Origin of the sequence: Blautia sp. MSJ-19 (assembly GCF_018918125.1) — a bacterium.
Taxonomy (GTDB): domain Bacteria; phylum Bacillota; class Clostridia; order Lachnospirales; family Lachnospiraceae; genus Blautia_A.
In genome coordinates this window covers 1-15,501 of record NZ_JAHLQA010000006.1, presented here as the reverse complement: position 1 = coordinate 15,501, position 15,501 = coordinate 1, and the positions used below count along the sequence as shown (strand labels likewise).

The window sequence follows — 15,501 nt, the reverse complement described above, 5'->3', positions numbered from 1 at the left end:
GTTCTACTACTGCTGTGTTAGTTTGCATTCTCTGACCTCCTGTTTAATAAAGAAAGGCTCAGGTTGATGATCAGGATAAATACAAAAAGTACCACTCCTGTTGCGATCAGTGCTTCTCTGTGAAGACCGGTCGCATAACCCATTTCTGTTACGATATTTGCTGTCATGGTACGAAGACCTTTGAGCAGTCCGGCTGGCATTCTTGCCTGGTTTCCGGCTACCATAATTACTGCCATTGTCTCTCCGATCGCACGTCCGATTCCAAGAACAACGGCTGCCAGAATACCTGATTTTGCTGCCGGAAGCATAACTACAAAGATACTTCTTTCTTTTGTCGCGCCCAGTGCAAGGGAACCTTCATAATAACTTTCCGGTACACTGCGAAGTGCAGATTCTGTAGGTCCGATGATCGTCGGAAGAATCATGATTCCCAGAAGGAGGGAAGCTGCCAGCCAGCTGGTTCCGGTTCCGCCAAAAGTGTTTCTGATCAGAGGTACCATCAATACCAGACCAAAAAAACCGTATACAATAGAAGGAACACCTGCCATCAGCTCAATTCCGGATTTTAATGGACGGTAGATTTTCTGCGGACAGTAACGTGCCATAAATACAGAAGTAAGTAAAGCGATCGGCACACCCACCAGAATGGCTCCGCCTGTTACATAAATGCTGGCAATGATCATCGGAAAAATTCCAAATTTATCATTGGACGGTTTCCATACTGTTCCCAGCAGGAATTTCAGTGGCCCGATCTTGGCAATCGCCGGAATTCCATTCGCAAACAGGAACAAACATATCAGAAATACTGCCAGGACTGAAGCACAGGCAGCTACCATAAAAACAATTTTCATGGCCTGTTCTTTAAATCTATTCATACAGGACTCTTCCTCTCTCATAAATCAACGGGCGCGCTGTTGACGCCTCCTGAATACACAATACAATCGGACATACACGAAGCCCGGTATGTTAACCCGGGCTCGCTGTTTTGTCTATATCTGTCTGTCTTATTTAGCCAGGTCTTCCCAGTCTGTTGTCTCACCTGTGAAGATTGCTTTTACCTGATCACTGGTCAGCTCATCAATATCATTGTTTGTATTTACGACTACTGCGATACCATCTCTTGCAATTTCAGTTGCTGTGAGGTTTTCGCTTGTTTCTTCATCTTTCAGTTCACGGGATGCCATACCGATATCACAGATGCCTTCTGCTGCGGATGTGATACCTGTTGTAGAATCACTCTGCTGTACTTCTACAGTGATCTTACCACCGTTTGCTTTTTCATATGCTTCTTTCAGTTTTTCCATAACCGGTGTTACAGAAGAAGAACCAGCTACAACAACTTTACCTTCTGCATCGCTCTGCTCATATGCTGCTGCATCGTCTGCTACTTTGATGTATCCGTTGTCTTCTACGATCTGCTGTCCGTCAGCACTCATGATATAGTTTTCAAAATCCTGTGCTGCATCGCTGAGTTTGTCAGTTGTTACGATGTTGAATGGACGGGATACTTTGTATGTATCGTTTGCTACGTTTTCTGCAGATGCTTCTGCACCGTCAATCTTAACTGCTTTTACTGTATCGTTCAGGGAACCAAGGGAAATGTATCCGATTGCGTTCTCATCACCGGCTACTGTTGTCATCATAACGGATGTGCTGTTTGTGATGCTTGCATCTTCTGTTGTCATGTCTACTTTTTCGTCACCCTGTTTTTCTTCGATTCCGAACAGTTCAATGAATGCTCCTCTTGTTCCGGATCCGTCTTCACGGGAAATTACATCAATAGCTCCGCTTGCTGCGCTTGCAGTTGCTGCAAATGCAGTTGTTCCAATCAGTGCTGCTGTAACGATTGCTAAAACTTTTTTCTTCATAATGATAAATCTCCTCTTTATTTGCTTTATTTAATTTTCATTTTTGTTTGTCTGTCTTTCTCATCGACAAGTGCAATTATATGGAAGAAAAGTAAAATGCATAATCATGTGCGTGTAAAATCTTTGTAAAAAGGTTCTGGTAAAAATCTTTGACCTGTATCCCAAAGATAGTTATAATAAACTTATATCTAAATCATTATGTACACCATAACAAAACAATTTCTTTTTTACTACATGGCAGGAAAGGGATATATTATGAAAAAAATAACGATTACAAACACAGATCTTACACTTTCTCCAATGGGAATGGGATGTGCTAATGCCGGTATCAAATGGGATGGAGAAGATGCTCTCCGGATTTTTGATGCTTTTCTGGATATGGGCGGCACAGTTTATGATACTGCGCGTGTCTATTCTGACTGGATCCCATCCGAAATCGGACGCAGCGAACGTGTACTTGGACAGTGGCTCCACCAGAGCGGAAAACGCCACGATATTATTCTTATTACCAAAGGCGGACACCCGGATATGACGCCTGCTGTTCCGGACATGCATGCTTCCCGGATTTCCGCAGAAAATATGCGTTATGATCTAGAACTCTCTCTCCGTACTCTTGGCACGGATTATATTGATATTTATTTTTATCACAGGGATAATGAAGCACTTCCAGTCAGCGAACTGATCGAAATCATGGAAAAGTTCCGAAAAGAAGGTAAGATCCGCTATTATGCCTGCTCCAACTGGAGTACTGCACGGATGAAGGAGGCTGACGCTTACGCAACATCCAAAGGATATCGCGGTTTTGTTGCAAATGAAGCGCTGTTTAATATCGGTTCTGCTTCCATGAAACCTCTTGCAGATGATACACTGAAGATCATGGATCAGGAGATGCAGCAATATCATATAGAAAATCCGCAGAATCTTGCAATGCCCTATATGTCTGTAGCCAGCGGATTTTTCCACAAATTATATGTCGGCGGAGCGGATGCTGTCAGGAATTCCGAATACTACACTCCTGAAAATCTCAAAATTGCAGAAGGACTTCACGGACTGATGGAAGAATATCAGATTTCTCTCACTCAGGCAGTCCTTGGATATCTGACCTGTCGCGATTTCACCTGCCTGCCACTTTATGGACCGAGAAATGCAGAAGATCTGAAAGAAGCAATGGAAACCTTCTCCATTCCTTTCCTTAAAGAATATTATGCAGACTGATTTTTCTTATATTAGCAGCTCGGATCTATATGCAAAAAGAGACTGTGACTCATTGTTCTGAGTCATAGTCTCTCTGATTTTATGCCATATTGTTTACCATTTTGTACTTGTACAGCATTTCTGCGTGATTCTGTTCTTCTACCTGAATATCAGCAAGCAGTTTACGAACGCCACTGTCACCAAATGCAAATACTTCTGAGTTGTATTCTCCTGATACCAGTTTTTCCGTCGCAATACAATCTGTTGCCAGAAAAGCATCCTGCTGTTTATCCTCCGGAGAACTCATTGCCGTGTAGGTTGCTTTTGGCTGATAATCTCGTCCGTCACTGTCGTTGCAGTTACACTGAGGGACTTCTCCTCTCAGTACACGGTCGAGGGAATCATAATGTTCTCTCTCTTTCTGCTGTAATGTCTGAAAAAGATCTTTCAATTCAGGATCTTTTGCCTGCTGCGCATATCTTCCGTATTTCTCAATACAGCTTTTTTCCTGTGTCTGTAAGTCTTCGATCGTTGTACGTTCTTTTTCTTTTAATATCATCGTACCTGCTTCCTCTCTTTCATTTTGCAATACGATGATAGTATCTGTCATGTGGAAAATTTTATGCGGTTTTTCCCAAAATAATCTCGATCAGATATTTATCCAGCATAATGGTACGGTTCCATGGATTAAGGATCACACCCTCAATTTCCTTTGTCTGAAGAGTCAGTTCAAATAATTTACGAATGTCTGTCAGAAAAGTGGATTTGACACTTCCACCGCCTTTCAGTTCTTCTTCAAAGCTGGTAAATGCTGCCCACCAGTTCTTTCCATCTTCTGTTCTGATTGCTTCCAGGCGAATCTGACCATCACCCTTTGGTGGTTCTACGGCAATGATAAACTGCCCGTCTTCTTTCATGCGTCTGCGGATAACGGTAAGTGTATGTGCCAGCATCTCCTGTGACGCTTCTTTTTGAAGACCTGAAATTGCCTCTTCGATTTTTTCATTGCCCTGAAGGCCTTCATCTGTTTTATGATCTGTCATTATTATATGTACCTCTTTATCATATTTTCTCTACATCTGTTTAAACTTCTACAGAATATTTTTCAAATCATATAATTCATGAATGATATAATCTGCAGGTTTTCCACTTTTGGCTTTTTCTTCATTGTATTTTTCCACAGAAGGCACATACCAGCATGTGGACATTCCATACGCCCTGCCGCCTGTAATATCTGCGGTCAGAGAATCCCCGATCATCATACATTCCTCCGGTCGTACTTCCGGAAGTTCTTTCATACAGCCGTCAAAAAACTCTTTCCCCGGCTTGTCTGCACCGACCTTTTCGGATACAAAACAATGTGCAAAATATTTCAGCATATCTGCCTTTTTTAATCGTCTGATCTGCTGGTCGTATGGTCCGTTGCTTGCCGCACACAGGCAGTAATTTTTCTCTTTCAAATATATAAGAATTTCTTCTGCTCCCTCAACTGGCACTGCACTTAAATTGAGAAGTACACGGAATTCTTTTTCCATCTCAACTCCGTCTGCCTCCAGCCCAAGATGACTAAGAACTGCCTGCCAACGTACATAAAAAAGGTCATCCATTGTCAGTTCTTTACGCTCGATGCGCTGCCAAATCTTATTATTTTCTTCTGTAAAAACCGAAAACATTTCTGGTTTATATTCCAGTCCTGCTTTCTGGAAGCACTGCTCCATCGCCCAGGATGCCGCCGCATCAAAGTCCAGAAGCGTGTTATCAATGTCCAGGAAGAGGACTTTTATCTTGTTGTTCATATGATTTTTCCTTTTTATTTTTGATTTTCTTCTTTATAAAATATCACATATTTTATGTGTTTCCAAGTTGGTTCCCACAATATTTTTTTATAAACAAAAAACACAGAAAACGGAACTCTCAAATTCCATTCTCTGTGCCTTCTGTTCACTCAATCAATAATCAAAATCATCAATATTTGATGTTACAAACAATGAAAAATCTTCGTCCATATCTACCTTGAGAAGGGTATCATTGTTTACGATTCCAGTGAACGTACCACTGAATTTTCTTCCATTAAAGATTTCTCCTGTAACTTTTACCTCTGTGATCCGTCTGTCATCCGGAAGGATTTCTGCTGTTTCTGAACTGCTTGTTCGAATGTCTCCGACTTCAAGATCTTTGTCTCCATTGTATATTACGTGAACATTTTCCAGTGTAAATGCGGTGCTGTTTTTGATGGTGATATAAGATGCTTCGGTATTGTACGCCTCAACAACTTTCTGATTCTGCATGTTCACTGCACAAAATGCAACAAATGCAACTGCAAAAATCAGTACTAAAATCTTTGAACTTTTCTTCATGAATTCTCATCTTTCCTTTTTATATATTAATTTCTTGTTTATTGATACCTGTATTGAATCAAAAAATCATTATATATATTACATGTACTATCATAACACTTCACAGAAAGTTTTCCTATTCACGAAATTCACAAAATCCCACACCAAACCGCACCAAAAATAGTAAAAGATGAAGTATTTTAAGATTTCGTAAAATGTCAATCAAACCTCAGTAAATGCTATTGTTTTCTGAAAATTGCAGTGTTATACTTCACCTCGTCAACTGAGGACGAACAATCAGGCCTGTGTATCCTTTCAGTTTCAGTTACTGTTCACTCCGTTCACAGCAACTTGGTCAAAATCCATTCCAAATCACCTACGGTGATGGGATTTTGCCCCGTATGTCTCGGGATTTTGCCATTATTCATGGCAAAACGCCTCGCGGGATACTACCTGTGAACAGTAACCAGTTATGCTTACCATATTTCTCTTAATTTAAAGGAGTTTATATTATTATGAAAAGAAAATTAATCGTCGGTTTTTTAGCTCTCTGCTCTATTACAACTGTATGTCCTTCTGTTTACGCTTCTACAGATCATTACACAGACAGCAGCGTTACCGGTGCTGATTCCGGATGGTCTGACTGGGATGCAAACTGGGCAGATACAGCCGCTGATTTTACAAAAGTTTCTCTTACTCCAGGTGCTGATGATACACAGCTCAACTTTGCATGGTACAGCGAAAAAGGTGACCGCGATGCCACTCCTGTTGTGCATTTTGGAACTGATAAAGATAATCTTGAAACATTTGAAGGTACTTCCGGTGATGTAGATCAGGATCTTACCGGTGACAAAGCCTATGAATATAACCACGTAACTGTAACTGGCCTCGAACCAGAAACAACCTACTATTATACAGTAGAAAAAAATGGTCAGCAGACAGACGTATGCGAATATAAAACTCAGAAAACAGATACCGTAAAAATGCTCTATGTCGGTGACCCGCAGATCGGTGCCTCCAAAGGCCAGACTCAGAACGGTGCCGAACTGACAAACGAATCCGGTGCTGCCAACACTGCCGCTGAAAACGATGGTTTTTCCTGGAACCGTACACTTAATACCGCTCTTTCCGAAAATCCGGATGTAAACTTCGTTATCTCCGCAGGTGACCAGGTAAACAAAACAGGTGAGGCCAAAGAAGAAGAGTACGCTTCCTATCTGAGTGCAGACGCTCTGAAATCTCTTCCTGTAGCAACAACGATTGGTAACCACGATTCCCTGAATCCTGATTATTCCTATCATTTCAATAATCCGAATAATACCGAAAACGGCAAAACAGCAGCTGGCGGCGACTACTACTACAGCTATGGCGAAGGACTTTTCATCGTTCTGAACACCAACAACTACAATGTTGCAGAACATCAGAATACCATCGAAGAAGCAGTAAAAGCTTACCCGGATGCAAAATGGCGTATCGTAACCATCCATCAGGATATTTATGGTTCCGGACTTGACCATTCCGATACAGATGGTATGATCCTCCGTACTCAGCTTACTCCTGTATTCGATGCAAACGATATTGATGTTGTTCTTCAGGGACACGACCATACTTACAGCCGTTCCAAAATGCTCTACGGAGATGGTCAGACCCACGGAAAATATGAGTTTAGCCTGAACGCAGACGGTACAGACTACGACTGGGATCACGCTACAAATGTAGATACCGGTGACCAGATCGCTCTTGCTCCGGAAGAAGGCGATACCGACGCACAGACCGCTCTGGATTCTTTCCATGAGGACAACAACTGCTATACCATCGAAGATGTAGAAGGAAACACCGTTACAGATCCGCAGGGAATCCTCTATATGACAGCCAACTCTGCTTCCGGTTCCAAATACTATGAGCTGCTTTCTACTCAGCAGGATTATGTCGCAGCCCGCAGCCAGAACTGGCTTCCAAGTTATTCCGTGATCACAATGACTGCTGATTCCTTCTCCATTGATACCTATCAGATCACTGATGACGGTAAAGCAGAAGCTATTGATGACACCTTTACAATCCAGAAATCCGGTACAGATACATCTGCCGACACCACAGATGCTGCTGAAACGGAATCCGATGTTTCTGCAAACTAAGGATTCTGAAATCCTATGACTCACACCAACTTTACCGGACTACTTTCCAGCAAAAAAGTGGTCCGGTATCTTATTTATTTACTATTTGTCTGTGTGTTCGCTGTTTTTGTATTCAAGCTTAATCAGGTTGAAAAAACAGAACTGGTCGTCCGGACAGGTCAGACATTTGAAAAAGCAGAAGTCACAGAAATCCTTCAGGATAATCTCAATTCCAATGGAACACGTATCGGTGAACAGAAAGTACGTGTAAAAATGCTCACCGGTGCACGAAAGGGTGAGGAACTTGATGTCACCAGCAGCTCCGGTTATCTTTTTGGTGCTGCCTGCACGGTAGGAATGAAAGTCGTTATCATGCAGAGTGTTGCCGGCGAGACCACGATCGCCAGCGTTTATTCTCAGGATCGTGAATGGGTCATTTATATTTTCGCCCTGCTCTATCTTCTTGCCCTGTGTATTATTGGTGGAAAACAGGGAATCAAAGGATGCCTTGGACTGGTCTTCACCTTTTTCTGCGTGATCTTTGTCTATCTTCCGCTTGTGTATTTGCGTTTTTCACCATTCTGGGCGGCTGTGTTTATCTGTTTTCTTACTACTCTGGTCACCATGTACCTCATTGGCGGTCCTACAAAAAAGACCTGCGCAGCGACACTTGGCACACTGGCAGGCGTTGTTCTGGCCGGACTTTCCGCATGGTGCTTCAGCAAAGCATCCGGCATCTCCGGTTACAATGTATCTGATATTGAGACACTTATGACTCTCTGGAACACCAACCGCATCCAGGTAGGCGGACTTCTTTTCTCCGGGCTCCTGATCTCGTGTCTCGGAGCAGTTATGGACGTCGCCATGTCGATCAGCAGTGCCATTGATGAGATTTATAAACAGAACACTTCCCTCTCTCGAAAGGAACTGTTCAAAGCTGGTATGCGCGTCGGAAGAGACATGATGGGAACAGACAGCAATACCCTGATCCTCGCATTCGCCGGAAGCAGCGTCAGTACACTTCTTCTGGATTACGCCTATGATCTTCCCTATCAGCAGATCATCAATTCCAATAACATTGGTATCGCGATCATGCAGGGACTTGCCGGAAGCTTCGGTATCGTACTTTCCGTTCCGCTGACGGTTCTGATCTGTACGGTTCTGTTTCATAAAAGTGGAGCCATTTCGCAGGCATGATTATTTTTCCATATTGTCGACCAGCAACATGTTCATCTGCTCCCATCTCTTGAGATCTTTTTTGGTGAAAAGCAGCTGGTGTCGGAATTCTTCGGTCAGCTCCTGTGGCTTCAATGTAATTACACATTTGAAGGCACAGGGCATCAGGTCGGCACTGGAAATCCCACAGAGAAGCCCGGTTGTAAAATCTCTCAGATCCAGTGGATTAAAAATATACAGAAGGTCCTCTTCCAGTGGATTATACTGGTTCACGAACGAAAAGCGAATCAGCATATCACTGTAGAGGACTTTTCCTGTATAAAAGATCTCACTGCTTCTTCCATTCGCTGAAACAGAACAGATTGACAGGGTCGCTTCGTACTGTCCCGGTTCTCCTGTCTTTTCGTAAATGTCGATGATCCCGTCTTTTGTTCTCCGGTAACGTCCATCATAAAAATAGAAATACAGCCTCCGTGCCTGAAAGAAAGGGCTTTTCTGCTTTCTGTCCGGTATCGCGGATACTTCTGTTTTTTCTTCTGGAAGATATGTGGTAAGCTGTGTCATCGATACCTGTAAAACCTGACTGATCTCATATAACGTTTCGATATCTACCGCAATCTCGCCGTTTTCGTATTTGCAGACTGTGGCACGACTCTTGTGGATTGCATCTGCAAGATCCTGCAGTGTCAGCTTCCCGGCTTTTCTGTATTTTCGTATCTGTTCTCCTACATAACAGGTAAATTCACTCATTTTGTTTCCTCATACTATCTATTTTCTTCACTTTTTTCTTTTCTATATGATTATATCGAACATATGGCACCTTTGTAAAGTTACAGGAAATTTTTTTATAATTAAATTTCTTTACAAGAAACTTTCTGTATTTGCACTTCTATTTATTTGCAGTAAAATAGAACCATTGGGTCAGATATTTTCTGGCCCTTAATTAGACTTTATGTAGAGGGGAAAATCGAAAATGAAAGAAAAAGGAAGTAGTTTTTCCGGATCGATCGGCTTCGTTCTGGCGGCTGCCGGAAGTGCCGTTGGTGTGGGAAACATCTGGAGATTTCCATATCTCTGTGCCAAGGACGGCGGCGGACTGTTTCTGCTGGTCTACCTGGTTCTGGTACTGACCTTCGGGTTCGTACTGCTGACAACAGATGTGGCGATCGGACGAAAAACAAAGAAAAATGCACTCAGAGCCTTCGAAGCTCTCAACCCGAAATGGAAATTTCTTGGTAAGCTGACATTTCTTGTGCCAACACTGATCATGACCTATTACTCAGTCATCGGCGGATGGATCACGAAATATTTTGTTACCTATATTATCTCTGACGGAGCAGATGCCGCTGCGGATGGATATTTTACATCCTTTATCACATCGGACATTGCACCGATCGTATTTATGCTGGTATTTCTCGCACTGACCGCATGGATCGTTTTCCGAGGTGTAGAAAAGGGAATTGAACAATTTTCCAAGATCATCATGCCTGGGCTGATTCTTTTGATCCTGATCATTGCAATCTTTTCACTGACACTGACACATACCGATGCAGATGGAACTGTCCGCACAGGACTGCAGGGACTTGCTTTTTATGTAAAACCTGATTTCAGTGGACTGACTGTGAAACGTTTCCTGGAAATCCTTCTGGATGCGATGAGCCAGCTTTTCTTTTCCTTAAGTGTTTCCATGGGAATCATGATCACCTACGGATCTTATGTCAAAAATGAAGTCAATCTGAACAAGGCAACAAACCAGATTGAGATTTTTGACACTGGTGTTGCTTTTCTTGCTGGAATGATGATCATCCCGGCTGTATTTGTATTCCTTGGCACAGACGGCATGGCTTCCGGACCAAGCCTTATCTTTATCTCACTGCCAAAAGTATTCGATGCAATGGGAATCTTTGGCCGTCCGGTGGCAATTGCATTTTTCCTGATGATGGGATTTGCAGCCCTGACTTCCTGCGTTTCTGTCATGGAAACTCTGGTCGCAAACTGCATGGAACTTTACCACAAACCACGTAAAAAAATGTGCGGTGCAGTCGGTATTTACTCCCTGATCACGGCTGTTCTGATCTGTCTCGGATACAACAAACTGTACTTCGAACTGAAGCTTCCAAATGGTTCTGTCGGACAGCTTCTTGATGTTATGGACTATATCAGCAACAGTTTCCTGATGCCTTTTATCTCACTTCTGACCAGTATTCTGATCGGATGGGTGATCGGTCCGGACTGGATCGTAGGCGAAGTAGAACGAAACGGAGAGCACTTCAAACGTGCCGGACTTTATCGTTTTATGATCCGCTATGTTGTACCGATTGTTATGCTGGTTTTATTCCTGGTATCTACCGGATTTGCTGATCTGATCTTCTGAGATCAAGCGGTCTCAAATACCCTGAAACTCATTATTTTATAATAGAAAAACTCCCCCTGGCCGGATATTTCTTTAGGAAAAATACCTGCCTGGAGGAGTTTTTTATGCTTATACAGTGATCTTGAACCAGTCTTTTTCTTCGAAATCAACGACGGTACAGTCATTTGCGTAAGTACATTCCGGAAGAATGATCATCGCATGAAGCTCGTCATTATTCAGCGGAAGTGGACAGAGATGCCAGATTGCGGCATTGATCTTGACCATGCATCCTTTTGGTACAATAAATGCTTTGGCAAGTTCCGGAACTGGTGTACCGCCGGATGCCGGCGCTACATGGATGATCATGTCGTCATCCAGTGCTACGATTCCCTCCCATGTGGTTGTGTGATATTCTGCCATTTTAACAATCCTGTCATCCTTACGAACTGCGATCGGAGAAAACGCCATGCTTCCTACACAGGTTCCGGAAATACGATCCGGATAAAACTTATGGATCTCACCTGATAATGGATATCCCTCCGGCTCTGTCATATTACAGAACGTTCCATACGGAGCAAAATCTGCCGCATTGATCTTAACTGCTTTTACTTCTCTCATTGTAAAAAACCTCCTCTTTTTGATAAAAACCCCATTGATAATTTCAATAAAATCAGTATAGCACAGCACTGGCATGTCCTCAAGCCAGAAGCAGCCATAATGATTTGACTTTTATAACATATCGCAATTGAATCCAGGCTGTAAAAGTTCTGTTGCGGCATTACGATCCGATTGTTATAATCAATTCATAACTATTTGTCACAGTCAAAGAAATCTCATTTCCATCGCTGACAAATGATACTCTACTCATACAAAGGAGATTTTAAATGATCCTGGAAGTTTGTGTTGACTCTGTGGAATCCGCTGTAAATGCAGAACTTGGCGGAGCTGACCGTATCGAATTATGCGGTGACCTGATCGTGGGCGGGACCACGCCCTCACTTGCTTTATACGAAAGAATACGCAAAAAGACCTCTATCCCAATCCACGTACTTCTCCGTCCACGCTTCGGGGATTTTCTGTACAGTGAAGAAGAAATTGAGATTCTGCTACGGCAGGCAGCGACCTTTTCCACAGCCGATGCTGATGCTCTGGTGATCGGATGTCTGACCGCAGATGGACAGCTTGATACAGAAGTATTAAATCGAATTATAGATGCAGGAAAAAGCACTCCATGCAACCTGCATCGTGCTTTTGATATGTGCCGTGATCTGGATGAAGCACTGGAAACTGCCCGAAAACTTGGCATTGTTTCCATTCTTACTTCCGGCGGAGTTGCTTCTGCTCCTGATGCTATTCAGACGCTGAATCATCTGAAACGAAACGCCGGAAATGTTGATATCATGGCCGGAGCAGGAATAAATTCTCAGAACCTTTCTTACATGCTGGAACACTCCTGTCTGACTGCATTCCATATGTCCGGAAAGAAAGTCCTGGAAAGTCAGATGCAGTACCGCAATCCACAGGTAAATATGGGAATGCCCGGATTTTCCGAGTATGAAATTCTTCGCACAGACACAAAAGAAATCCAGAAGGCAAGAGCTGTTCTGGATTTCTGGAAATAGACAGTCATTATATTTTACCGGAATCTGTCAGATTCCCAAATACTTATTTTTCTGCCAGCGCGTGTTCATAAATCTCACGGTCAAGGTCTTTGAAAACGTTGAAAATCACTTTCTTTACGCTGGTTTCCTGCTGCAAAAATTCACGTACCGTCTGGACTGCGATCTGTGCCGCACGTTCTTTCGGAAAGTGGAATTCCCCGGTGGAAATACAGCAGAAAGCCACACTTTCAAGGTTATTCTGTGCCGCAAGTTCCAGACAGGAACGATAACTTCCGGCAAGCAGCTCACAGTCTTTCTGAGTTACTCTTCCGTAGATGATCGGACCGACTGTATGAAGGACATAACGGCTTGGGAGATTGTATGCCGGTGTGATCTTCGCCTGTCCGGTCGGCTCTTCGTGACCCTGTTTCTTCATCATCTGTGCACATTCATATCGAAGCTGTGCCCCTGCAAATGTATGGATACAGTTGTCAATACATTTGTGATTCGGTGCATAGCATCCTGTCATTCCGCTGTTTGCCGCATTGACGATCGCATCACAGCGAAGGGTTGTGATGTCCCCCTGCCAGAGATAGATTCCAGGTTCCACAGGTGTCAGACTGTCCAGCTCTGTGATGCCTTTTTTCTCTGTTTCTGCTTTCAGATATTCATCCTGAATCTTCAGAAATTCCCTGCTTAACATCTTCGGTGCACGCACATTCAGAAGTCCACGGAGCAGGTCTTTCTGCCCCTGTGTATCTCCCGGGATTGAAAAATTGCTGTACTCTTTTTGTTCTTTCAGTAATTCCTGTATCAGATATCTTCTTCTCTCACTCTGGTTCATAATCATACCCTCTTTTCCATAAACTCGATTCCATAAAAATTTTCTCTGTCTTTATCATAAGAGGATATTTGAAATTTGTAAAGCAGGCACAATATTGTAACTTAGTTACTTTTTATTGTCTTTTTTTGTATTTGTCCTTATTTCTGTTATTACTTTTCGTCTTTTTTCTCAAACTCTGCTGCAACCTCTTCCAGAAGCTTCCGGATCTCAAGGTGCTGCGGACATGCTTTTTCGCATTTTCCGCACTTGATACAGTCGGAAGCTTTTCCTTTGCCATCTGCGGTATGCACTACATTGTAGTAATAATCCGCATTCCAGTCATGATAGATCTGCTTGGTGTTCATGCAGGCAAAAAGATCCGGAATGGAGATTTTTTTCGGACATCCGTCTACACAGTATCTGCATGCAGTACATGGAATCAGATGTGCGCTGCGGATGATCTCAGTCACTTTATGTACAGCATCCAGTTCTGTATCAGACAATGGTTGAAAATCTTTCATGTAACTTAAGTTATCCTGCATCTGTTCCAGAGTACTCATGCCGGAAAGTACCATCTCGATTCCGTCAAAACCTGCTGCAAAACGAATCGCATAACTTGCCGGACTGCCGCCGTGAAGATCTTCCAGGACTTTCTTTGCATCTTCCGGAAGGTTTACAAGACTTCCACCCTTGACCGGTTCCATAACGATCACCGGTTTGTTGTGCTTACGACAGACTTCATAGCATTTGCGGCTCTGTACTGCCGGATCTTCGTAATCCAGATAGTTAAACTGAATCTGTACAACTTCCACCTGTGGGTATTCCGTCAGGATCTGTTCCAGAACTTCTGCCTTGTCATGGAATGAAATTCCAACGTGTTTCACTTTTCCTTCTTTTTTGAGTTCAAAGGCGGTCTCATAAGCTCTGCACTGTTTGAAATATTTGAAGTTTTCTGCACCCTGTGCATGCATCAGATAGTAGTCAAAATAGTCTACACCGCAGATTTCCAGCTGCTGCTCAAACAATGGTCTGATGTCTTCTTCCTTCTTGAAAAAGTAGTTTGTCAGCTTATTGGTAAGGATGTATTTGTCACGGCTGTAGCGGTCAGTCAGACAGGTTTTGATCGCTTTTTCACTCTTTCCCTGAATGTATCCGTGTGCTGTGTCAAAATAGTTAAACCCCTGTTCCAGGTAAGTATCCACCATCTTTTTTGTCTGTTCGATATCAACATCCTCGCCGATCATTGGAAGTCGCATGTACCCAAATCCAAAATTTTTCTTTACTCCGTCCATACTGGCTTCCTCCTAGAGTGCGTTATACTGCTCATCTGTGACTGGCTCGCACCATTCGTTGCTGCAGTTTTCTCCCGGAACTTCTACTGCAATATGAGAGAACCAGCTGTCTTTTTTTGCGCCGTGCCAGTGCTTTACTTCTGCCGGAATCGTGATAACAGTTCCCGGTGTCAGACTGACTGCTTCCTTGCCTTCTTCCTGATACCATCCCTCGCCTGCTGTACAGACAAGAAGCTGTCCGCCACCCTTGGTTGCATGATGGATATGCCAGTTGTTACGGCATCCCGGTTCAAAAGTTACGTTCGCAAGAAATACCGGACATTTTCCCGGCTCAGTCAGTGGATTCAGGAAAGAATCCCCGATAAAATATTGCGCATAAGCGGTGTTTGCTTCGCCTGTTCCAAATACATTTGCTTTCTCAAATTCTGCTTTGTCTGAAATCTTCATAATAAAAAATCCTCCTGACCTAAAATCTTTATCTTCAAGTTTAAGTATAGTTTACAACCTGAAGTTGAGTTTAGGTCAAGAGGAAATTTGGTTTTGTTCGTTAAATGTAAAAGTAACTTCCTGATTATAAGACTTAATTCCGGGTAGCTGACGTTAGTCTTACATGGTATTCTATAGGTGCAGTGGATTCCTCCCATTTTACCAAGGAGGATATTTCTTATGACTACAACGAAACATGATAAAAAACATTTAACTACTACTCAGAGAATTAAGATTGAAGATGGTTTGAACAAAGGT

The 15,501-nt window shown here is 42.9% G+C and carries 16 protein-coding genes; 5 read left to right on the top strand and 11 right to left on the bottom strand.

The window, feature by feature from the left end:
- Positions 1-17 precede the first annotated feature (17 nt).
- A complete protein-coding gene (gene pstC / locus KQI91_RS02920; protein WP_072523394.1) occupies positions 18-875 on the bottom strand; it encodes a phosphate ABC transporter permease subunit PstC in 858 nt (285 codons plus the stop codon).
- Positions 876-1,004: 129 nt separating this feature from the next.
- Positions 1,005-1,868: a substrate-binding domain-containing protein gene (locus KQI91_RS02915; RefSeq protein WP_216391385.1), complete on the bottom strand. Its 864-nt coding sequence runs from the start codon at positions 1,866-1,868 to the stop codon at positions 1,005-1,007.
- Positions 1,869-2,123: 255 nt separating this feature from the next.
- Between KQI91_RS02915 and KQI91_RS02910 the strand changes: the two genes are divergently transcribed.
- The gene (locus KQI91_RS02910) at positions 2,124-3,083 is read left to right on the top strand and encodes an aldo/keto reductase (RefSeq protein ID WP_216391384.1); all 960 of its coding nucleotides are present in this window, start codon (positions 2,124-2,126) and stop codon (positions 3,081-3,083) included.
- Between the two features lie 79 nt (positions 3,084-3,162).
- Here KQI91_RS02910 and KQI91_RS02905 read toward each other — a convergent pair whose 3' ends face one another.
- The 4 genes from KQI91_RS02905 to KQI91_RS02890 all read right to left on the bottom strand — a co-directional run bounded on the left by KQI91_RS02905 (position 3,163) and on the right by KQI91_RS02890 (position 5,419).
- Complete coding sequence (locus KQI91_RS02905) at positions 3,163-3,621, bottom strand: ferritin-like domain-containing protein (RefSeq protein WP_216391383.1); 459 nt, start codon at positions 3,619-3,621, stop codon at positions 3,163-3,165.
- 61 nt (positions 3,622-3,682) lie between these two features.
- A complete protein-coding gene (locus KQI91_RS02900) occupies positions 3,683-4,105 on the bottom strand; it encodes an SseB family protein (RefSeq protein WP_216391382.1) in 423 nt (140 codons plus the stop codon).
- Between the two features lie 48 nt (positions 4,106-4,153).
- Positions 4,154-4,858: a YjjG family noncanonical pyrimidine nucleotidase gene (locus tag KQI91_RS02895; protein ID WP_216391381.1), complete on the bottom strand. Its 705-nt coding sequence runs from the start codon at positions 4,856-4,858 to the stop codon at positions 4,154-4,156.
- A gap of 153 nt (positions 4,859-5,011) precedes the next feature.
- The gene (locus KQI91_RS02890) at positions 5,012-5,419 is read right to left on the bottom strand and encodes a DUF5300 family protein (protein WP_216391380.1); all 408 of its coding nucleotides are present in this window, start codon (positions 5,417-5,419) and stop codon (positions 5,012-5,014) included.
- A gap of 494 nt (positions 5,420-5,913) precedes the next feature.
- On the opposite strand from KQI91_RS02890, the gene KQI91_RS02885 reads away from it, so the two are divergent.
- Both KQI91_RS02885 and KQI91_RS02880 read left to right on the top strand, forming a co-directional pair.
- The gene (locus KQI91_RS02885; protein ID WP_216391379.1) at positions 5,914-7,533 is read left to right on the top strand and encodes a purple acid phosphatase family protein; all 1,620 of its coding nucleotides are present in this window, start codon (positions 5,914-5,916) and stop codon (positions 7,531-7,533) included.
- Positions 7,534-7,548: 15 nt separating this feature from the next.
- A complete protein-coding gene (locus KQI91_RS02880; protein ID WP_216391378.1) occupies positions 7,549-8,709 on the top strand; it encodes a YibE/F family protein in 1,161 nt (386 codons plus the stop codon).
- On the opposite strand, the gene KQI91_RS02875 is transcribed toward KQI91_RS02880, so the two are convergent.
- A complete protein-coding gene (locus KQI91_RS02875) occupies positions 8,710-9,438 on the bottom strand; it encodes a helix-turn-helix domain-containing protein (RefSeq protein ID WP_216391377.1) in 729 nt (242 codons plus the stop codon).
- Between the two features lie 223 nt (positions 9,439-9,661).
- Between KQI91_RS02875 and KQI91_RS02870 the strand changes: the two genes are divergently transcribed.
- Complete coding sequence (locus KQI91_RS02870) at positions 9,662-11,062, top strand: sodium-dependent transporter (protein WP_216391376.1); 1,401 nt, start codon at positions 9,662-9,664, stop codon at positions 11,060-11,062.
- A 108-nt stretch (positions 11,063-11,170) separates the two neighbouring features.
- Here KQI91_RS02870 and KQI91_RS02865 read toward each other — a convergent pair whose 3' ends face one another.
- Complete coding sequence (locus tag KQI91_RS02865) at positions 11,171-11,659, bottom strand: ureidoglycolate lyase (RefSeq protein ID WP_216391375.1); 489 nt, start codon at positions 11,657-11,659, stop codon at positions 11,171-11,173.
- Positions 11,660-11,925: 266 nt separating this feature from the next.
- On the opposite strand from KQI91_RS02865, the gene KQI91_RS02860 reads away from it, so the two are divergent.
- Positions 11,926-12,663 (top strand): copper homeostasis protein CutC, encoded by a 738-nt coding sequence (locus KQI91_RS02860; RefSeq protein WP_216391374.1) that lies wholly within the window; start codon positions 11,926-11,928, stop codon positions 12,661-12,663.
- A 43-nt stretch (positions 12,664-12,706) separates the two neighbouring features.
- On the opposite strand, the gene KQI91_RS02855 is transcribed toward KQI91_RS02860, so the two are convergent.
- From KQI91_RS02855 to KQI91_RS02845, 3 genes are all read right to left on the bottom strand, one after another.
- Complete coding sequence (locus KQI91_RS02855; protein ID WP_216391373.1) at positions 12,707-13,486, bottom strand: protein-ADP-ribose hydrolase; 780 nt, start codon at positions 13,484-13,486, stop codon at positions 12,707-12,709.
- A 149-nt stretch (positions 13,487-13,635) separates the two neighbouring features.
- Positions 13,636-14,757: an aldo/keto reductase gene (locus KQI91_RS02850; RefSeq protein ID WP_216391372.1), complete on the bottom strand. Its 1,122-nt coding sequence runs from the start codon at positions 14,755-14,757 to the stop codon at positions 13,636-13,638.
- Between the two features lie 12 nt (positions 14,758-14,769).
- Entirely contained in the window at positions 14,770-15,204 is a 435-nt protein-coding gene (locus KQI91_RS02845; protein ID WP_216391371.1) for a cupin domain-containing protein, read from the bottom strand.
- Between the last annotated feature and the right edge of the window lie 297 nt (positions 15,205-15,501).